This is a genomic window from Gordonia paraffinivorans, from assembly GCF_900683595.1.
Classification (GTDB): domain Bacteria; phylum Actinomycetota; class Actinomycetes; order Mycobacteriales; family Mycobacteriaceae; genus Gordonia; species Gordonia paraffinivorans.
Map to the genome: position 1 here is coordinate 486,748 of NZ_CAACYD010000007.1, position 19,695 is coordinate 506,442.

Here is a 19,695-nt window from a genome sequence, read left to right on the forward strand (position 1 = left end):
CGTGTCAGACGTGGCGATCGCGCTGGATGCGCAGGGTGTGGATCGTCGTCGCCAGGCTGTCGTACTGGCCCACCAGAAGGGTGAACTCGATGAGCCGCCGCGCGTCGAGGTGCCTCGACAGCGCGGCCCAGGCGATGTCGGAGACGTCCTTGCCGGTGACGAGTTCGTCGACCGCACGGAGGATGGCGCGTTCGCGATCGCCCCACCCCCCATCCGGTCCCTCGAGGATTCGGTCGAACTCGGCGTCGGTGATCCCGGCGCGACGGCCCAGGCGCCGGTGGTGATCGAGTTCGTACTCGCACCCGCGGAGGTGGGCGACCCGGATGATCACCATCTCGGTGTCCTTGCGGGGCAGCGACCCGAAGGGCATCATCCGGCCGCTGAAATGCAGCCACCCGCGGAAGAGCCCCTTCGCCCGACCGAGTGTCGAGAAGATGTGCGCATCCTCGACGCCGATCACTCGGGCGGCCCCGCGCGCGAAGACGAAATTGAACGGACCGAGCTCCCTCAGACCCCCGGGTGCGACTCGCGGTGTGCTCATGGGGCCACGGTAGACTACGGCGACTATGACGAACAGCACACGGACGTTCACAAGTGTCGAGGAACTCAAGGCGGCGATCGGCGAGGATCTCGGCTCGGGCGAGTGGCTGGAGATCACGCAGGACCGCATCGACGCCTTCGCCGACGCCACCGGCGACCACCAGTGGATCCACACCGATCCCGAGCGGGCGAAGTCGGGTCCGTTCGGCACCACCATCGCCCACGGTTACCTCACGCTGTCGCTGCTTCCGATGCTGGCGGGCAACATCTTCACCATCGAGGGCCCCAGGCTCGTGCTCAACTACGGCATGAACAAGGTGCGGTTCCCGAACCCGGTCAAGGTGGGGGCGCGTATCCGCTCGAACGCGGTCATCACCTCGATCGAGGAGACCCCCAAGGGTGTGAACATGGTCGTCACCAACACCGTCGAGATCGAGGGCGAGGCCAAGCCGGCCTGCGTCGCGGAAAACCTGCGCGTCCTGGTGTTCTGAACCGCAAAGCGCCGGGCCTCATCGTGTTTTGGGGCCTCACCGCCTGCACTCGTTCGGTGCGGACACGCCGGCGAGGCGACGGTCCAGCCAGTCCATCGCCACGCCGAATCCGAGGATCATCCCGGAGACGTGTTCGCCGAAGATCTCCCGATAGGCGGCCGTGGCGCCTCGCGCGCACTGCTGGCGATAGAGTGCGCGGGCCCCGGCCGCGGGAATCCAGAACTCATGGGTTCCCTGGTAGATCAGCAGCGGCACAACCGATGTGCGATCGGCCATCGCGGTGATCCGGTAGATCCGCTCGGCGGTCGGGGAGTGGAACGGGTCCGGATCCACCGACAGCAGCTGCATCGGCAGGAACGTCGCGCCCGCGAGCGCCTCGGGGATCACGCACACGTTCTTCAGCGGCGACGTCGCCAGCCACCGTGCCGGGCGATTCAGCATGGGCAGCAATTCGGTTCGCTCGCGGGCGATCCCGAACGTGGCGGCGTGGAACATGCCGGTCGCCAGGTTGGCATTCATGGAACCGACCAGCATCCGGAAGTCGGCGGGCACCCCGCCGAGGGCGGCGCCGACGACGCGTTCTCGGAGTTCTGGTGCGTGCTCGCCGAGCAGTTTCGTCGCGCCGTGGGTCGCGATCGCGCCGCCGGAGTACCCGGTCATGGCGATCCGACTGTGCTGCAACAGGTCCGGACGAAGGCGCAGGGCCGCGCGGATGGCGTCGAGGACCACATGTCCGGCCAGGATCGGTTCGGCGTAGGCCATCCGGGGGCCCTGGTGGTCGGGGACGAGCACGGCGTGTCCCCGGTCCAGGGCGATCTGCGTCGTGGGCGGGATCAGATCCGTGGGGCCGGTCGCGATGGAGAAACCGTGCGCCAGCGTGTATCCCGGCGTGCACGCGGCACCCAGCGAATCGATCGGCAGGTTGTTGACGAGCAGCGGGCGCGGCCCGCGGACGCGCCGGTCGGGAACCAGCAGCGTCGCCGTGCCGTAGATCGGTTCGCCGACCGCGTCGGTGGTGGCGAACTTGATCAGCGTCGCCGACCGGAGCGGCAGGGTGACCACCGGCCCCGCGGACGCGGTCACGTCGCGGACGGCGATCACGTGTCCCGGGCGGTGCCGGCCGAGGTCCGCCGGCCAGCGGTCGAAGAAGGGGTCGCCCGTCGGGGACGGCAACAGGGCCTCGCGGAGCTCCTGGGTCCGGCGGTCGAAGCCCGCGGCCCGCGCCCGCGGCGGGATCGTCGTGAGGCGCGGGATCGGCGGAGGTCCCACCGCGGAGTCGATCGCCTCGGCGACCGGCGGGGGCACCGGCATCATGTTGGGCGGTTCTGCTGGCGCTTCGCCGGCGGCGGTACTGCACAGCGTCACCGCCGCCACCACGCAGGCGCCGGCCGCACGGAGCAGGCGCGCAGTCCGCGCCCGCGGTTCGGACACTCCGGTTTCCCGAGACCGGATCCTCGCCATCGGCGCCTCCCGCAGCTCGCCCGAGCATCATCGCTCCGCTGGGGCCGACCTTAGGTTCGCGTGCGTGCTCACCGATCCGGATGCGGGGAACGGTCACGTGTTCGAGACAAAAATGTGACGGGTGGGCGACGGGCGCACCGGGCTTCGGCGTCAATCGGCCGGTGAGTTCTGCCGAACGCCGCACGTCCGCTTAGCATGAGCGGGTCCGTATCGTCAGGAAGCTCATCGGTTCGACCACACGGGGATGGTCGGGTCGGGGGAGCGCCTGTGTCACATGGGAGTGTGCGACATCAGGGTTTGGTTGGCGTCGAGAACGACGCAGATGTCTCGTGCGATGCGCGCGGCGGTCACCGCGTGTCTCCTGACGGTGTCGCTCGTCGCGGGTTCGGTTCTCGTCGACGCCGGGTCGGCCCGCGCCGAGCCGCCGAATCTCACCGCGGTTCCGCCGGAGCTCCCGCGTGACCTCGACGCGCTCGTGCCCGAACCTCAGGTTCGCAAGCTCCCCCGCATCCCGGAGCGGTCACGCATCCCGGGTGCCTCCCGTGAACTCCAGGAACTGCGCGAGGCCATCATGCCGTCGCCGAGCGGCGACCCGTTCTTCGACCGCTGGCCGGCCGACCTCGCGAAGAAGCGGCCCGGCGAGATCATCGCGAGTCGGGACGTGACCCGGACGGCGGGTTTCCTGGTCACGGTTCCGCTGCGTTATGCCAAGCAGGTCAAGTTCCGCACCACCGACGCCACCGGCGGACCCCTGTACGGGACGGCGACGGTGTTCGTCCCGAAGACCCCCTGGAAGGGTCCCGGGTCCCGGCCGATCCTGGTGAACAACACCCCGATCGTCACGCTGGGCTACACGTGCACACCGGGCTACACCTTCTCGCACGGGTACAACAAGGACACCAACTCCACCGACATCTTCCCGCCGAACATCCAGCTGGCACTCTCGCGCGGTTACGCGGTGATCGTCCCCGATCACACCGGGGCGCGGCTGGCCTACGCCGAGCCGTACGTCGGAGGACACGTGGTCCTCGACTCGATCCGCGCGGCGGCGGCACTCGACCCGAAGGAGTTCGGCAAGGGCCCGGTCGCCATGCACGGCTACTCCGGTGGTGCCATCGCCACCAACGGCGCGGCGAAACTCGCGTCCTCGTACGCTCCCGACCTGACCGATCGCCTCGTCGGTGCCGCGATCGGCGGGGTGCCCGCCGATTTCCGGTCGTTGGCCGGGGCGATGAACGCGAACCTCGGGACGGGCGTGTTCCTCTCGGCCGTCCTCGGGGTCGCCCGGGAGAGGCCGGAGATCCTCGGTGTCTCGAACAACCTCGCCAAGTGGCTCGCGACCTCGGGGCTCAAGGACATCTGCACCAGCACCATGGGCGTCCTCGGACTGTCGCACCTGCCCGCGCAGCTGCTCTCGAGCGATCCCGATCCCTTCCACTCGCCGGTCGCCGAGCGCGTCTTCGAGGAGACGTCGATGCCCGGACTCAAGGCCTCGATGCCGCTGTTCATCTACCACGGTACCTACGAGTGGTGGATTCCCGCGACGCAGGCGCGAGCGCTGTACCGCGAGCAGTGCGCGCTCGGTGCGAACGCCACCTACCGGGAGGTGCCCGCCGAGCACATGGCCGGCGTGTTCGTCGCCTTCCCGGAGGTCGTCAACTGGCTCGACGCCCGGTTGCGCGGCGTGCCCGCGCCGAACGGCTGCCGCTGAGCCTCACCTTGTCTCGGTGATCGCCATGTAGGGCGACACCGTCGACTGGTGCTCGTTGACGCGGAGGGTGGCGCCGAGGGCGGGGAAGGCGCGCTGCGGGCAGTTCGTCCGCTCGCAGACCCGGCAGCCGGCGCCGATCGGGGTGACGTGCGCCTGCGGTCCGATCTCGAGACCGTCGGAGTAGATCACCCGGCCGGCATGGCGCAGTTCGCACCCCATCCCGATCGCGAAGGTCTTGCCCGGCTGTCCATACCGTGCCGCGCGGCGCTCGACGGTCCGGGCCACCCAGAAGTAGTTGCGGCCGTCGGGCATCTCGGCGATCTGCGTCAGGATCTTGCCCGGGGAGGCGAAGGTCTCGTAGACGTTCCACAGCGGGCAGGTGCCGCCGCTGGACGAGAAGTGGAAACCCGTGGCGGACTGTCGTTTCGACATGTTCCCGGCGCGGTCGACGCGGACGAACGACCACGGGATGCCGCGGAGGTTGGGGCGCTGCAGTGTCGAGAGGCGGTGGCAGACCGTCTCGAACGACACCTGGTAGAACGCCGACAGGCGCTCGATGTCGTAGCGGAAATCCTCTGCGGCGCCGTGGAACTGACTGTAGGGGAGCACCACGGCTGCGGCGAAGTAGTTGGCCAGGCCCAGCAGCGCCAGTGAGCGGGCGTCCTCGCTGGTGAAGTTTCCCTGGTCGACGAGTTCGTCGAGGAGATCGTGGTACTCGAGATAGCAGAGCTCGCTGGCGAGCTTGAAGGTGCGCTGCCCCGCCGAGAGGGCGGCGGAGAACTCGAGCCGGCGCTCCTCGGCGTTGAAGCGGTGCAGCACGTAGTCGCCGAGGTCGACGCGTCGCACGATGGAGATGCCGTGCACGTTCTCGATGCGGTTCATGATCTCGCGCCGGATGTCCGCCGAGTGCATGCGCATCCGGTTGGTCATCTCCTCGGCGGCGACATCGAGTTCATGGATGTAGTTGCGGCGCTGGTAGAAGTAGTCGCGCACCTCCTCGTGCGGCGCGCTGATCGTGCCGCGCATCGAGCGGTCGCCGCGTTCGTCGGTGGCGGCCGCGAGCTGATCGGTGGCGATCCGGTAGCGGCGGTGCAGGTTCACCATCGCCTGGGCGATCTCCGGATGCGACGCGACCATCGCACTGATCTGCTGGGCGTCCTGGGCTCCCGGCCCCGCTTCCACGTCGTCGTCGAGCAGCACCTCGCGGAGCTCGGCGACGAGGCGGATGTCGTCCTGGGAATCGAAGAAACCGGCGTCGACGCCGAACGCCTCGGTGATCCGGCGCAGCACAGAGGCGGTGAGTGGTCGCGCGTCGTGCTCGATCTGGTTGAGATACGACGCCGAGATCCCCAGTGTCTGGGCGAGTGCCACCTGCGAGAGTCCGCGCTCGGACCGCAGCTGCCGCAGGCGGGATCCGACGTAGCTCCTGCTCACTTGCCACCTCCAGAACAGGCGAAGTCAGATCGGCGATCTTCTTCGGGATGTCGACTTCCTTCAGGGTACGGTGACCGCGTGCGTTCACTCGGGGGCCGATCGACGGGCCGTCGCTGCCGTTCGATCGCGGTGATGGCCGCGACGCTGGCCGTGGCCATCACGTCCTGTTCGGAGCCCGCGGGCGTCGCGCCGCCGAGTTCGCCCGCCGATCTGGTGCTCCCGGTCTCGGATCTCCCGCCCGGGTTCGCGCCAGAGTCGCTGTCGGTCGACGACCTCGTCGCGGGGAACCAGGCGGGCATCGACGCGGCCCGCACCACACGGGTGACGCCGGAGTTCTGTCGGCCGACCGCCGACGAGGCCCTCAACCGAGAACTGTCGGCCGACAACGCCGCGGTCCTCGGCGCGCGCGGGGCCGCCGGGGTCCTCGTCGAACTCGTCACCACCGCGGCCCGGGACATCGACGCCGATCGTCTGAGCACGACCGGCCGCTGCGCCCGCACCACCACCGAGATCACCACGGGGAACCTCGCCGGAAGCAGCGTCGTCACGCAGTACACGGAGCTGTCGCCGCCCGAGCTGCCCGGAGGCCTGCGCGCCGCCGAGCAGATGCTCCTGACCCGCTCGGAGGTCACCACGACGCTGCCCGACGGCGGGGTGCGTCGCCAGATCGGATACGCCGGATACGCGGCGCTCGACCGTCCGTCGTCGGGAGCGGTGACGCTCCAGCTGACGGTGTCGGGCGCGACGACGCCGGCGACCACGCCGCCCACGGACCCCGTCGAGCCCCTCACCTCCGCGGCCTTCACCGACCTGTTCGCGACGGCGGTCGAGCGCGTCGTCGAACCCTGATCGGCGCCTCGCGACCGCTCCGTGCGCCCCGTCCGGGGTGTGAAAGTCATCACTACCGGCCGTCGGCGCGTCGACCGTGCCCGCCGGACCCGGCCAGATCGGTTCGACCGAGCGAACGTACTGTCGGGTAGCAAAATCCCAGTACGTGCGTACTTTTTTGATGGAGCGGGTCGCGTTTTCACACGTCAAGATTTGCAAACTTTGCAAGCAGGCGTCGAAAAATGGCCTGGATTCGCATCTGACAAGTGTTGGACCTGCAGGTTTGTTGTGTGGCACCCTTGCTTCAGGCACCACGGACTCAACCCCGAGAGTTCGCAAAGCCGGCCGACACCGTTGCCGGTACTCGCGAGTAACTGCTCCCGGGGTGGGTCGGATGTCTGTCAGCACTCCAGGCCTTGGCGTCGTGCCGGGCCGGTCGTCCCGATCCGAATCGGGCGGGACGAGCAGGACAACGAAAGCGAAGTAGCCAATGAGCAACGTCGGAAAGCCCCGCACCGCTGCGGAGATCCAGCAGGACTGGGACACCAACCCCCGCTGGAAGAACGTCAAGCGCGATTACACCGCCGAGCAGGTCGCCGAGCTCCAGGGCTCGGTCGTCGAGGAGCACACCCTCGCCCGCCGCGGCGCCGAGATCCTGTGGGAGGGCGTCACCAAGGGTGACGGCAGCTACATCAACGCCCTCGGTGCACTCACCGGCAACCAGGCCGTGCAGCAGGTCCGCGCCGGTCTGAAGGCCGTGTACCTCTCGGGTTGGCAGGTCGCCGGTGACGCGAACCTCGCCGGTCACACCTACCCCGACCAGTCGCTGTACCCGGCGAACTCGGTTCCGAACGTCGTTCGCCGCATCAACAACGCGCTGCTCCGCGCCGACGAGATCGCCCGCGTCGAGGGTGACACCTCGGTCGACAACTGGCTCGTTCCGATCGTCGCCGACGGCGAGGCCGGATTCGGTGGCGCCCTCAACGTCTACGAGCTGCAGAAGGCCATGATCGCCGCGGGTGCCGCCGGTACCCACTGGGAGGATCAGCTCGCGTCGGAGAAGAAGTGCGGTCACCTCGGTGGCAAGGTGCTCATCCCGACCCAGCAGCACATCCGCACCCTGAACTCGGCTCGCCTGGCCGCCGACGTCGCCGGTGTCCCCACCGTCGTCATCGCGCGCACCGACGCCGAGGCCGCGACCCTCATCACCTCCGATGTGGACGAGCGCGACCGCGAGTTCATCACCGGTGAGCGCACCTCCGAGGGCTACTACCACGTGAAGAACGGCATCGAGCCGTGCATCGCGCGTGCGAAGTCCTACGCTCCGTACGCCGACCTGATCTGGATGGAGACCGGCACCCCGGATCTCGAGCTGGCCCGCAAGTTCGCCGAGGCCGTCAAGGCCGAGTTCCCCGACCAGCTGCTCGCCTACAACTGCAGCCCGTCGTTCAACTGGAGCAAGCACCTCGACGACGCCACCATCGCCAAGTTCCAGAACGAGCTCGGCGCCATGGGCTTCGCCTTCCAGTTCATCACCCTGGCCGGCTTCCACTCGCTCAACTACGGCATGTTCGATCTGGCCTACGGCTACGCCCGCAACCAGATGACCGCCTTCGTCGACCTGCAGAACCGCGAGTTCAAGGCCGCCGAGGAGCGTGGCTTCACCGCCGTCAAGCACCAGCGTGAGGTCGGTGCCGGCTACTTCGACACCATCGCCACCACCGTCGACCCGAACACCTCGACCGCAGCCCTCAAGGGCTCGACCGAGGAGGGCCAGTTCCACTAGGAACTCACATCGGTCGCACCTTGGTGTGACTTCGATTCGTGGCTGACAGATGTCCCGGGGTGAGCAGGGTCTTCGCGACCCGCTCACCCCGGGCTCTTCATCTCCACACCCTTTTCCCGGTGCCGCGCGTCTTCCCCAGGAGTCGACAATGACCAGTCAGAAGATCTCCCGAGTGGGCGTCGTCGGTGCCGGTCAGATGGGCGCAGGGATCGCCGAGGTGTGCGCGCGTGCGCAGGTGGACGTCCTCGTCCACGAGGCCACGCGAGACCGCCTCGCCGCCGGCCGCTCGCGGATCCTGGGGTCGCTCGATCGCGGCGTCTCGAGCGGAAAGCTGACCGAGAGGGAGCGCGACCAGGCCGCTGCCCGTCTCCGATTCACCTGTGATCTGGGCGATTTCGCCGACCGTGATCTCGTCGTCGAGTCCGTCGTCGAGGACGAGGCCGTCAAGGTCGAGATCTTCACCCGTCTGGACGAGGTCGTCGCCGATCCGGCCGCGATCCTCGCGTCGAACACCTCCTCCATCCCCATTCGCACGCTGGGCGCCGCGACCCGCGACCCGGCCCGCGTGATCGGGCTGCACTTCTTCAACCCGGTGCCCGTGCTGCCCCTGGTCGAGCTGGTCACCATTCCGGAGACCGCTCCCGGGGTGGCCGCCCGTGCCGAGTCCTTTGCGCACGACGTCCTCGGCAAGCAGGTGATCTACTCGGCCGATCGGTCCGGGTTCGTCGTCAACGCCCTCCTCGTGCCCTACCTCCTGTCCGCGATCCGGATGGTCGAGAGCGGCTTCGCCACGGTCGAGGACGTCGACAAGGCGATGGTCCTGGGCTGTGCCCATCCGATGGGTCCTCTCAAGCTCGCCGACATGGTGGGTCTCGACACGATCAAGGTGATCGCCGAGCGGATGAACGAGGAGTTCGGCGAGTCCCTCTATGCGCCGCCGGCCCTGCTCGCGCAGATGGTCGAATCCGGGCGTCTCGGCAAGAAGGCCGGACGGGGCTTCTACGAATACGAGCGCAACGGCGCCGGAAAGGCCGTGCCCGCGCACGTCTGAGGTGGACGCCCTCGGGCGCGAGCGGTGACGTGAACCACAGTGTTAGCAGAATGCTTGCATTTGTTAGCACGGCGTGGATACTGGACTACGGAAACACCAATACCGATGGCGCCGCGGTTCCCCAATCTCGCGCGGTGGCGAGCCGGAACGCCGACATGGTCCGCCTCGCTGAGGCACGAACACCGACGGATGACCGACATGCGCCCGGCAATGATGCCGAGATAGCGAGACCGCATGTGCTGCAGCGCGATTGGTGACCAACAGAAGGAGTCCCCGTGACCACCACCCGTAACTACGCACCCCTCTACGCCGCGGTCGGTGCCGGTGACTACGCCGTCGCACAGGTCACCGAGAAGCTGTCCGAACTGCGCGATCGCACCGAGACCGCCGCCGAGGCCGCCCAGGCCCGCTACGCCGAGGCCAAGACCCTGATCACCGAGCTGCCCGAGACCGCTCAGAGCCGTCTGGGTGAGGTCAAGGGCAAGATCGAGTCGCTGCAGGACGAGGTCCCGACCGACATCGAGGAGATCAAGGGCAAGCTGAGCGCCGAGGAGCTCAAGAAGCTCGCCGATCCCTACGTGGAGAAGGCCACCGAGCTCTACAACTCCCTGGCCGAGCGCGGCGAGGCCACCCTCGAGCGCCTGCGCAAGAAGCCGGTCGTCCAGGAGAACCTCTCGCGCGTCGAGAAGGTCTACAACGAGGCCGTCGACCTCACCGAGGACGCCCTTGGCGTCGTCTCGTCGCAGACCCGCCTCGTGGGCGAGCGCGCCGCCAAGCTGGCCGGTCGCGTGAGCGATGAGGTCGCCGACGCCGCCGTCGCCATCGAGGGTGCCGGCGCCGAGCTCACCGAGAAGGCCGGCAAGCTGGCCGGTCGCGTGAGCGAAGAGGTCGAGGACGCCGCGATCGCCATCGACGAAGCGGGCTCGGATCTCAAGGAGCAGGCCGACGAGGTCGCCAAGGAGATCGACGGTGCCGCAGGCGAGGTCGAGGCCAAGGCCCGCACCGCCAAGGCCTCGCCGGCCAAGAAGGTCGCCGCGGCCAAGGAGGAGTCGGTCCCGGCCGTGAAGAAGGCCCCGGCCAAGAAGTCGCCCGCCAAGAAGGCTCCGGCCAAGAAGGCGACCACCAACTGATCGTTCGCGCAAGCGAACTCAGCGAAGACAACGTACAGCGCCCCCACCTGCCGGTGGGGGCGCTGTCGTAGTCGTGGCCCGTGTCCGCGTTTGGCCGCCGCGCGACCGCCCGTCATCCGCGACCGCTACTGCCTCCGGGTTCGCCCGGGTCCATCGCGGGATCGCGCGGTGAGCGGATCGTGAGGACGCCGAGCGCTCCGTCGTCGCTGCGGTAGGTATGCGGCACGTCAGAGACCCATTGCAGTGCCTCGCCGGGGCCGGCGGTTAGTTCCGCGCCGGCGCGGCCCCCCTCGAGATGGCCGCTGACGACGAGGATGTGTTCGACGACGCCGGCGCCGTGTGGCGGCGACTCGCGGATGCCGCCGGGGGTGACGTGGAGCCAGAACACCTCGGTGGTGCTGCCGTCGGGAAGGTGCTCGACGTGGAGGAGGCGCGCCGCCAGGTGGGGGCTGGTGCCCTCGGTGCCGGTGTCCTCGCCGAGCAGGGCCGTCAGGGGGACGCCGAGCGGGCCGGCCAGCGCGTACAGGGTGTCGAGGGTCGGATTGCGTTGCCCGGCCTCCAGTTCGGACAACGAGCCCTTTCCTATGCCTGCCTCGCGGGCGAGTCCGGACAGGCTCAGGCCGCGTCGCTCACGCAACGCCGTGATGCGTGCGCCGACCGTGCGTCGGCGTTCGTCGGCTGTCGCCATTGCACCTCGCGAGTCGGTTGGTGGTCCGCGGAAGATGGTGTTCTGTTTACGGAACGATACCGTTATGCTCTCCGCATGACCAGCACCGCGCCGTCGACGCGCAGCGAGCCGATCGTTGCCGGGATCGTGACGGCCCTGGTCGGGTTCACGTCGTCGTTCGTCGTGGTGATCGCCGGGCTGAGGGCGGTGGGAGCGACGCCCGTGCAGGCCGCGTCGGGCCTGCTCGCACTGACGGTCACGTTCGGGATCGGCATGATAGCCCTGTCGATGCGGACGCGGCGTCCCATCACACTCGCGTGGTCGACGCCGGGCGCCGCGCTGCTCGCCTCGATGGCGAACTCCTACGAGGGCAGCTGGTCCGCGGCCGTCGGGGCGTTCCTCGTCGTCGGCCTGCTCATCGTGGCCACGGGTCTCGTTCCCGCGCTCGGTGAGCTCATCGGGCGCATCCCCACCCCGATCGCACAGGCGATGCTGGCCGGGGTTCTGCTGACGTTGTGTCTGGCACCGATGACCTCACTTGCGGCCCAGCCGTTCTCGACTGTGCCGATCCTCGTCGTGTGGGTGATCGCGATGCGCTGGAACGCCCGATGGGCGCTGCCGTCGGCGCTCGTCACCGCGTTCGTCGTGATCGGGGTGAACGTGGTGCTCGACGGGGGAGCCGGCTGGGCGGGGCAGGCGTGGTGGCCCGAGCCGGCGTGGACCACCCCGACCGTCGACGCCGCCGCGATCGTCGGTATCGCGATCCCGCTCTACGTCGTGACGATGGCGTCGCAGAACGTGCCCGGCGTCGCGGTCCTGAAATCGTTCGGATACGAGACACCCTGGCGCCCTGCGATGTTCGTGACCGGTGTGGGAACGGTCGTCGGCGCCCCGTTCGGTGGCCACGCGATCAATCTCGCGGCGTTGTCGGCGGCACTCGCCGCGGGGCCGGAGGCCGGCGCCGACACGTCGAGACGCTGGATCGCCGGTGTGTCGGCGGGTGTCACCTACCTCGTGCTCGCCGCGTTGTCCGGTGTGCTCGTGGCGGTCGCCTCGATCGCCCCCGACGGACTGCTCGAAGCCGTTGCGGGGCTGGCGCTCCTCGCCACGTTCGTCTCGGCCGTCCTCGGGGCCTTCGAGCAGGAGGGGTTCGGGATACCCGCCGGACTGACCTTCGTCACGGCCGCGGCCGGGGTCACCTTCGCCGGCATCGGCGGCGCCTTCTGGGCACTGGTGGTGGGACTGCTGGCGTTCGGGTTGCTGCGGAAGCGATAGTCAGTCCGCGGCCGCCAGCCGCTTCTTCTCCGACTCCACGTCGAAATCGGCCTTCGGCCAGTCGAGTTCGAGGCCCGAGAGTGCGTCGATCAACAGCTCGCACACTGCCAGGCGCGAGAACCACTTCCGGTTGGCCGGGATGACGTACCAGGGAGCGGCGTCGTGGTCGGTGAGGTCGAAGATCGCCTGGTACGCCTCGAGATAGTCATCCCAGTGGGCGCGCTCGTCGATGTCGCCGGGGTTGTACTTCCAGTACTTGTCCGGGCGATCGAGACGCTCGGCAAGGCGCTTCTTCTGTTCGTCCTTCGACACCACGAGGCAGCACTTGATGACGGTGGTGCCGCTCGCGACGAGTTCGGACTCGAACTGGTTGATGATGTCGTAACGCTTCTCCCACTCCGATCGCGGAACCAGGTCGTGGACCCGCACGGGCAGCACGTCCTCGTAGTGCGAGCGGTCGAAGATGCCGATCCGTCCGGCAGCGGGTAGGGCCTTGTGGATGCGCCACAGGAAGTCGTGCTGCAGCTCCTCCGGGGTCGGCTTCCCGAATCCCTTGATGGACAGGCCCTGTGGATCGACGAGACCGCCGACGTGCCGGACGATGCCGCCCTTGCCCGCGGTGTCCATGCCCTGCAACACCAGCAACACAGAGCGGTGATCGCCCGAACGGCCGTTGGCATACAGCAGTTCCTGGAGATCGGCCAGGGCCCGGCCGCGCTCGGCGAGGAGCTCGGTGCCGGAATCCTTGTCGCCGTCGAAGCCCGGGGTCGATTCGGGATCGAAGGACGCGATGGGGCCGAGGGCGCGTGCGCGCAGGGCCGACGATGCGGGAACGGTCCAGCTGTGGCTCATGGGTGTCGTCTCCTGACTGCGGTCACTCGGCTGCGGGAGGGAAGAGCGGTCCGCCGCCGAAGGCTGCGCGATGCGAATCCGGCGGCGTCCCATCGTTGTTCACGATCCCGTACCGCGCTCCGAGTTCGGCGGTGATGAGCGTGTGTCCGTTGTGGTCGGGCAGTGCGGGGTCGGCGGCGAGCCGGGAGATCACGCGGCCTACGAACTCCGGGTCCTCGGCGCGCTTCAGCGAGAACCCGGCGAACTCGTCGACGCCGAGCGAGAGCAGCAGTTCGGTGCGGATCAGGCCGAGCCACAACGACACAGCGGTGACGCCGGTGCCGTTCAGCTCGACGGCCATGTCCGCGGCCATCTTGTCGAGGGCCGTCTTGCTCATGCCGTAGAGCACCGAGTGCAGGTGCCCGCGGGAGCCGAATGACGAGATGTTGGCGATCAGTCCGTTGCCCTGTGCGGTCATCGCGCGCGCGGCATGCACCGAGGCGACGTAGTGGGCGCGCAGTCCGACCTCGATCAGGGTGTCCCAGTCGTCGACGGGCCGCTTCCAGAACGGATCCGAGAATCCGCCGAAACCCTTGGGCGACGCCCAGGCGTTGTTGACCAACAGGTCGAGACGCCCCTGCGCGGAGGTGATCTGCTCGAAGACGCCTGCCACCGCGGCATCGTCGGTGTGGTCGCACTCGAGGGGGAGCGCCCCGTCGGGGCCGGTCCCGTGCCGAGAGGTCACATACGTGGTCCAACCGTCGTCGACGAGCGCACGGGCGATGCCGAAACCGACACCCCGGCTGCCGCCGGTCACGAGCGCGACGCGCGTCATGACCCGGCGTTCTCGGTGGTCGGGGCCTGGGTGGACGGGGCCTCGGCGGACGGGGCGTCGGTGGACCCGGGGTCGGCCGAGGCCGGCTCCGGCAGTGGGGGCGGCGCGGCCATGAACGCCTCGCGGGAGCCCTCGACCGCGGTGACGCCGACCACCGCGCTCCAGACCATCATCGTCAGATAGTCGACGACCTGGTCGGCGTCGAGCGTCCGGGTCGTCATCCACCAGTCGACGACGTGCTGGATGCCTCCGACGAGGGCGTTCGCCCAGAGCTCGGCGCCCGTGGTGTCCGAGCCCCGCTCGGCCATGCGCAACACCATGCTGCTCATGACCAGCTGCGACACCAGGCGTACCGACTCGGCCGGGGCAGGGGAGGACGTGGGGGAGCTGGCGAGCGCGAACCGGTAGAGATTCGGTTCGTTGTCGACGGCGTGGACGTACACGCCGATGACCGTGCGGGTGAGCGTGAACTCGTCGAGGTCGTCGGAGATCGCCTCGGTCAGTCGCGGCCAGATCGTCGTCTCGAAGAACCTCACGGTGGTCGCGACACCGAGGTCGCTCTTGTCGGTGAAGTACCGGTAGAGGACGGTCTTGGACACGCCGATGTGCGCGGCGATCTCGTCCATGCCGACGTCGGCGCCGAGATTGCGGACCGCGGCGATCACGCCGTCGGTGAGTTCGGTGCGACGTGCGAGCTTGTGCTTCTCCCAGCGCTGCTTACGGCCGTCGGGCTTGCTCCCGGGTTCGGTGACCGTGGTCAGCACCTGTTCGAGTCCGCGCGTCACGTTGGCCGCAGCCGCCATCGCGGCGCGCGCAGCGGCAGCGGGTTTCGGGCGGTTGACCATCACGCAGCCAGAGTAGTCGGTCCATGGGTGACACTGGTGCCATGGCATCGACAGTGACCCCGGGAGTCGCCGAGCATCCGGACGGCGCCCGAGAGCAGCCGTCCTCTCCGGGATTCGGGGTGGACTCCGCCGGTGACGCCCGCCGGCGCCGGGACCTCCGCAAGATGAAGGCGGTCGCGACCGGCTTCCTCGTCTTCGCGGCCCTCGTGTACCTGCTCACCCGCTTCATCGAGCACCGTGACGGCGACGACGTGGCCGCCTGGGTCGGGTTCGTGCAGGCGGCGTCGGAGGCCGGGATGGTCGGCGCGCTCGCCGACTGGTTCGCGGTGACCGCACTCTTCCGGCATCCGCTGGGCATCCCGATCCCGCACACCGCGCTGATCCGCAAGAAGAAGGACGACATCGGCGATCAGCTCGGCGGGTTCATCGAGGAGAACTTCATGACCCCCGACGTCGTGGTGCGACGCGCGGAGCAGATCGACCTGCCCCGCCGGCTCTCGACATGGGTCGCCGACCCGAAGAACGCTCCCCGGATCTCCGCCGAGGCGGCCCGCGCGATCCAGCTGGCCTCGGAGATGCTGCGCGACGAGGACGTCGAGCAGCTGATCCAGGCCGCGCTCAAGTGGGCCGCCGAACCCGAGTGGGCGCCACCGACCGGCCGGATTCTGGAGCAGCTCATCGCCGAGGACCGGCTCGAGCCGGTCTTCCAGATGCTGTGCGACCGCGCCCACGAATGGGCCCTCGGCAGCCAGGACCTCATCGATCGCGTCGTCGACCGCGACGGTCCGCAGTGGACACCGCGCTTCGTCAACGTCCTGGTCGGCGACAAGATCCACCGCGAACTCGTCGAGTTCACCCACAAGGTGCAGAACAACCCCGACCACGAACTACGCCGTGCCATGCACGAATTCGTGGAGAAGTTCGCCACCGACCTGCAGCACGATCCTGAGATGATCGCCCGGTTCGAGAACATCAAGACCGAGCTGATCGGTCGCGACGAGGTGACCGGCGCGGCATCGACCGCGTGGAAGACCGGCAAGGCCGTCATCGAGCAGATGCTCGACGACCCGAACAGCACCTTGCGCAACACCCTCGCCGACTCGATCATCCAGCTGGCCACCAGGATCCGGGACGACCGTCCGCTGCAGGAGAAGATGAACGGCTGGGTGGCCCGCGTTGCGCACCATGTCGCCGTGAACTACTCGCAGGAGATCATCTCGGTCATCACCGACACCGTGCGCGGATGGGACGCCGACGACACCAGCCGCAAGATCGAGCTCCAGGTGGGTCAGGACCTGCAGTTCATCCGGATCAACGGCACCGTGGTCGGCGCGCTGGCCGGTCTGGCGATCCACACGATCTCGGTGCTGATCTTCCACTGAGACGCCCCGCACGAGGTGAGCGCCGATGTGGCGCACGCGGATTTGCAGTGTGCTTGCACGTGCTAGCACCGACGCCGATACTGGGAGTACGTGGGTGACACGCAGGTGGCGGCACCGGCTCGGCCGGTGACCCGCCGGTGGCGGCCCGCGGGCGTATGACCCTGGTGAACGGAGCGTGATGAAGCGCGAGCAGGACGAGGCCCCCCTCGACGCAGATGTCGACGGCGGGTCCGGGTCCGGCGAGTCCGGGCCGGAGGCCTCCACCGGGGACACGAATGCCGCCGCGGGAGCCGTCGAGGCGGTCGAGGCCGTGGCCAACGCGGCTCAGGACGCGGTGACCAACGCCGCGCAGGACATCGGGGCCTTCATCCGCTCGCAGCGGGTGGCGGCGAAGGTGTCCCTCCGGCAGCTCGCCGAGCGTGCCGGGGTGAGCAATCCCTACCTCAGCCAGATCGAACGCGGGCTGCGCAAGCCGTCAGCGGACGTCCTCGCCCAGATCGCCAAGGGCCTACGGGTTTCCGCTGAGGTGCTGTATGTGCGCGCCGGAATTCTCGAAGAACGCCCCGCGAGTCCGGTCCGGGATGCTCTGATCGCAGATGACTCGATCAACGAGCGCCAGAAGCAGATGCTGCTGGAGATCTACGAGTCCTTCCGCAAGGAGAACGCCACCGAGTCGAACGGCCATGAGTAGCTGAGCCCCAGCCGCTGATGAGTCCGGATCCGTCACACAGAGTCGAGAGCCGACCGAGGAGAACCTGGATGAGCGATAACCCGTTGACAGCGGCAGTGGGACAGGTGGCCGCGTTGCTGGCCGAGGTCCGCGAACGTGGTGAGGCCGCGACCGAGCAGGCCCAGTCGAGGCTTGCCGAGACTGTGGAAAGCACCCAGTCGAGGCTTGCCGAGACTGTGGAAAGCACCCAGTCGAGGCTTGCCGAGGCTGTCGGGAGTACACAGTCGAGGCTTGCCGAGACCGTCGGGCAGACGCAGGCGAAGCTCGCCGAGACCGTCGAACAGACCCAGGCGCGAATCCAGGGTTCTCGTGACGACGCCCAGGCGAAGATCGACGAGGCCCTCGTGACTGCGCTCGCGCTCTTCGAAGAGGCCAAGTCGAAACTGTCGACCCTTCCGGTGGAGTTGCCGGTGGAGATCGAGGAATTGCGTGCCCGGTTCTCCGCCGAGGAGCTGCGGAAGGTCGCCGAGGCGTATCTGGCGGTCGCGGCGGGCCTGCTGACCGCGTTGTCGGAGCGCCGGGACGAGGCGGTCGGGAAGCTGGTGTCCCAGCCCGTCGTCGAGGCGAACCTGCCCAAGCTGGAGAAGGTCTACAACGACGCGGTCGGGTTGACCGAAGAGGCGCTCGGGACCATCTCCGAGCAGACCCGGGCAGTCGGGGAACGCGCACTGCGGCTCGCGGGTCTCGCTGACAGCAGCCAACCCGAGCCGCCCGCCGCCGCGAAGCTCGTGGAGGCGCCGGCAGAGAAGAAGGCGGTACCGGCGGAGTCGACGTCGACCGCGCAGAAGGCCCCGGCCCCGAATGCTCCGGCGCGGAAGGCCCCGGCCGAGCGGCCGACTGCGCAGAAGACCCCGGCCGAGCGGCCGACTGCGCAGAAGACGGCTGCGCAGGAGGCTCCGGCGACGACCGGGACGAAGACGCCCGCCAAGACGGCGACCTCCCCGGCGCCTGCGAAGAAGACCGCGACCAAGGCCCCCGCCAAGAAGGCCCCTGCCAAGAAGGCGGCCGCGGTGAAGGCTGCCGCCGATCGTGCGGCCGCCAAGCGGACCCCGGCGCGGAAGGCGGCGGCCAAGTCCACCGCGGAGGCCGCCAAGAAGGCCCCGGCGAAGAAGGCCCCGGTCAAGAGGGCGAGCGAGTCGAAGGCCGCGGCGTCCGACGCGACGGCACGCAAGGCCGCTGCAAAGAAGACGGCCGCGAAGAAGGCCGCCGGGAAGAAGGCCACCGCCAAGAAGTCGCCGGCCAAGAGCGCCCCGGCCAAGCGCACCACTGCCACGACGATGGCGGCAAAGGCGGCCGGAACCACGGGCACGGCGGCCAAGAAGTCGCCCGCGAAGAAGGCCCCGGCGAAGAAGTCGCCTGCCAAGAAGTCGGCACCCAAGACCGACTGACCACCGCGTCTGCCGGCCGGGAGGTGGTTCGGGTGGCCCGCCGCCCGCGCCTCGTCCGGGGCGCTTCGGCGCGGGGCTTTGATACAAGCGTGACGCACGCGACTACAGTGTGGGCGTGGACTTCTTCACGGTGATGGCGGCCGGTCAGAATCTCATCCTGTGGGCGCTGACGGTGGTCGCGGGCGTGGCGGCGGTCGTGTGTCTGATCCACGCGGCCATCCAGCGGTCGGACGCCTTCCCTGCGGTCGACCGTCAGAGCAAGGTGATCTGGGTTTCCATCCTGGCCGCTGCGACGCTGTTCATCTGGTTCTTCCAGGCCCCGTCGTTGCTGTACATCGTCGGGGTGGTCGCGATGCTCGTGTACCTGGTCGATGTCCGCAAGCGCGTCGACGACATCCAGGGCAAGTCCTGGTTCAGCAAGAGGGCCTGATCCCCGGTGGCGGAGTATCGGATCAACGACCTGGCCGAGGCGTCGGGCGTCAGCGTTCGCAACATCCGCGTCTACCAGGACCGCGGGTTGCTCCCGCCGCCGACCATCCGCGGCCGCGCCGGCTGGTACTCCGACCAGCACCTGGTCCGGTTGAACCTCATCTCCCGCATGCTCGAGCGCGGGTACACCTTCGCGACGATCAGCGAGCTCCTGCACGCCGCCCACCACGGCATGCGCGTCGAGCAGGTCCTGCGCGGCTCGCCCAAGGGCGGCCGGTTCCGCAATTTCAAGCGCGCGGCGACCATCACCATCGCCGAGCTGAAGAAGACGCTCAACGCCACCGACCGGTCCATCGCGCTCAGCCAGAAGCTGGGCCTGCTGGTCAAGGACGGAACCCACTACGCGATCAAGAACCCGGAACTCCTCGAGGGCGCCGAGGTTCTGGTCAAGGCCGGGGTCGACCTCGAACTGCTGCTCGACCGCTGGGTGCGCGTCCAGGAGGACCTCGAGGACGTCGCCAAGAGCTTCGTCGGGATCATCACCGACAAATACTTCGACGAGAACCTGCCCGACCTCGGTGAGAAGGGGGTCAGCAAGATGGCCGACCTCATCCAGACGGTCCGGCCGATGGCGCACGACATCGTCGAGACGACGTTCCGGAAGGCTCTCGACGAGCAGATCTCCAAGGCGATCGGCGAGGCCGCGACGTACTTCGACGCCGCCCGCGACGACGAGACGATCCCCGTCGAGAGCGGGGGCCGGCCCGCGGGACAGACCGACCCCGATAATGAGACAACAGACGTTGGTACATTGAACACCGACACGGGACGCTGACTCGACGCGTCCCCCGAGGGGCGGGTCGTGTGTCCCGCCCGAGCGC

The 19,695-nt window shown here is 68.6% G+C and carries 19 protein-coding genes; 12 read left to right on the plus strand and 7 right to left on the minus strand.

The window, feature by feature from the left end:
- Window positions 1-4: 4 nt before the first annotated feature.
- Window positions 5-541: a carboxymuconolactone decarboxylase family protein gene (locus E1P53_RS15190; RefSeq protein ID WP_040526608.1), complete on the minus strand. Its 537-nt coding sequence runs from the start codon at window positions 539-541 to the stop codon at window positions 5-7.
- A 25-nt stretch (window positions 542-566) separates the two neighbouring features.
- Here E1P53_RS15190 and E1P53_RS15195 point away from each other — a divergent pair, with 25 nt between their 5' ends.
- Window positions 567-1,031, plus strand: a complete 465-nt coding sequence (locus E1P53_RS15195; RefSeq protein WP_006899910.1) for a MaoC family dehydratase — start codon at window positions 567-569, stop codon at window positions 1,029-1,031.
- Window positions 1,032-1,067: 36 nt separating this feature from the next.
- Here E1P53_RS15195 and E1P53_RS15200 read toward each other — a convergent pair whose 3' ends face one another.
- The gene (locus E1P53_RS15200; RefSeq protein WP_131735343.1) at window positions 1,068-2,345 is read right to left on the minus strand and encodes a lipase family protein; all 1,278 of its coding nucleotides are present in this window, start codon (window positions 2,343-2,345) and stop codon (window positions 1,068-1,070) included.
- A 469-nt stretch (window positions 2,346-2,814) separates the two neighbouring features.
- On the opposite strand from E1P53_RS15200, the gene E1P53_RS15205 reads away from it, so the two are divergent.
- A complete protein-coding gene (locus E1P53_RS15205; RefSeq protein WP_131734797.1) occupies window positions 2,815-4,203 on the plus strand; it encodes a lipase family protein in 1,389 nt (462 codons plus the stop codon).
- Between the two features lie 3 nt (window positions 4,204-4,206).
- Here E1P53_RS15205 and ramB read toward each other — a convergent pair whose 3' ends face one another.
- Window positions 4,207-5,637 carry an acetate metabolism transcriptional regulator RamB gene (gene ramB, locus E1P53_RS15210; RefSeq protein WP_006899907.1) on the minus strand — a complete coding sequence of 477 codons (1,431 nt, stop codon included), beginning with the start codon at window positions 5,635-5,637 and terminating at the stop codon, window positions 4,207-4,209.
- A gap of 132 nt (window positions 5,638-5,769) precedes the next feature.
- Between ramB and E1P53_RS15215 the strand changes: the two genes are divergently transcribed.
- The 4 genes from E1P53_RS15215 (at window position 5,770) to E1P53_RS15230 (ending at window position 10,432) form a co-directional block, all read left to right on the plus strand.
- The gene (locus tag E1P53_RS15215; protein WP_006899906.1) at window positions 5,770-6,486 is read left to right on the plus strand and encodes a hypothetical protein; all 717 of its coding nucleotides are present in this window, start codon (window positions 5,770-5,772) and stop codon (window positions 6,484-6,486) included.
- A 469-nt stretch (window positions 6,487-6,955) separates the two neighbouring features.
- Entirely contained in the window at window positions 6,956-8,251 is a 1,296-nt protein-coding gene (gene aceA, locus E1P53_RS15220; protein WP_006899905.1) for an isocitrate lyase, read from the plus strand.
- A gap of 148 nt (window positions 8,252-8,399) precedes the next feature.
- Window positions 8,400-9,302, plus strand: a complete 903-nt coding sequence (locus tag E1P53_RS15225) for a 3-hydroxybutyryl-CoA dehydrogenase (protein ID WP_131734798.1) — start codon at window positions 8,400-8,402, stop codon at window positions 9,300-9,302.
- A gap of 275 nt (window positions 9,303-9,577) precedes the next feature.
- Window positions 9,578-10,432, plus strand: a complete 855-nt coding sequence (locus E1P53_RS15230) for a heparin-binding hemagglutinin (protein ID WP_131734799.1) — start codon at window positions 9,578-9,580, stop codon at window positions 10,430-10,432.
- 112 nt (window positions 10,433-10,544) lie between these two features.
- Here E1P53_RS15230 and E1P53_RS15235 read toward each other — a convergent pair whose 3' ends face one another.
- Window positions 10,545-11,120, minus strand: coding sequence for an XRE family transcriptional regulator (locus tag E1P53_RS15235; RefSeq protein ID WP_131734800.1), 576 nt, complete (start codon window positions 11,118-11,120; stop codon window positions 10,545-10,547).
- Between the two features lie 42 nt (window positions 11,121-11,162).
- On the opposite strand from E1P53_RS15235, the gene E1P53_RS15240 reads away from it, so the two are divergent.
- Window positions 11,163-12,374, plus strand: coding sequence for a benzoate/H(+) symporter BenE family transporter (locus E1P53_RS15240; protein WP_280526301.1), 1,212 nt, complete (start codon window positions 11,163-11,165; stop codon window positions 12,372-12,374).
- Here the strand turns inward: E1P53_RS15240 and E1P53_RS15245 are convergent, their stop codons facing one another.
- Genes E1P53_RS15245 through E1P53_RS15255 form a run of 3 tightly spaced genes read right to left on the minus strand, consistent with a single transcriptional unit; the run spans window position 12,375 to window position 14,885 of the window.
- Window positions 12,375-13,226: a polyphosphate kinase 2 family protein gene (locus tag E1P53_RS15245; protein WP_131734802.1), complete on the minus strand. Its 852-nt coding sequence runs from the start codon at window positions 13,224-13,226 to the stop codon at window positions 12,375-12,377.
- Between the two features lie 22 nt (window positions 13,227-13,248).
- On the minus strand, window positions 13,249-14,040 hold the full coding sequence (locus E1P53_RS15250; RefSeq protein ID WP_131734803.1) for an SDR family NAD(P)-dependent oxidoreductase: 792 nt from the start codon (window positions 14,038-14,040) through the stop codon (window positions 13,249-13,251).
- On the minus strand, window positions 14,037-14,885 hold the full coding sequence (locus E1P53_RS15255) for a TetR/AcrR family transcriptional regulator (protein WP_131735344.1): 849 nt from the start codon (window positions 14,883-14,885) through the stop codon (window positions 14,037-14,039). Before E1P53_RS15255 ends, E1P53_RS15250 begins: the two co-directional genes overlap by 4 nt.
- Before the next feature lie 41 nt (window positions 14,886-14,926).
- On the opposite strand from E1P53_RS15255, the gene E1P53_RS15260 reads away from it, so the two are divergent.
- From E1P53_RS15260 to E1P53_RS15280, 5 genes are all read left to right on the plus strand, one after another.
- Window positions 14,927-16,267 (plus strand): DUF445 domain-containing protein, encoded by a 1,341-nt coding sequence (locus E1P53_RS15260; RefSeq protein ID WP_131734804.1) that lies wholly within the window; start codon window positions 14,927-14,929, stop codon window positions 16,265-16,267.
- A 178-nt stretch (window positions 16,268-16,445) separates the two neighbouring features.
- Window positions 16,446-16,958 (plus strand): helix-turn-helix domain-containing protein, encoded by a 513-nt coding sequence (locus tag E1P53_RS15265; protein WP_006899896.1) that lies wholly within the window; start codon window positions 16,446-16,448, stop codon window positions 16,956-16,958.
- Window positions 16,959-17,026: 68 nt separating this feature from the next.
- The gene (locus E1P53_RS15270) at window positions 17,027-18,385 is read left to right on the plus strand and encodes a histone H1-like repetitive region-containing protein (protein ID WP_131734805.1); all 1,359 of its coding nucleotides are present in this window, start codon (window positions 17,027-17,029) and stop codon (window positions 18,383-18,385) included.
- A 133-nt stretch (window positions 18,386-18,518) separates the two neighbouring features.
- Window positions 18,519-18,815: a DUF2516 family protein gene (locus E1P53_RS15275; RefSeq protein ID WP_040526618.1), complete on the plus strand. Its 297-nt coding sequence runs from the start codon at window positions 18,519-18,521 to the stop codon at window positions 18,813-18,815.
- 6 nt (window positions 18,816-18,821) lie between these two features.
- Window positions 18,822-19,649: a MerR family transcriptional regulator gene (locus E1P53_RS15280; protein WP_006899893.1), complete on the plus strand. Its 828-nt coding sequence runs from the start codon at window positions 18,822-18,824 to the stop codon at window positions 19,647-19,649.
- Window positions 19,650-19,695 lie beyond the last annotated feature (46 nt).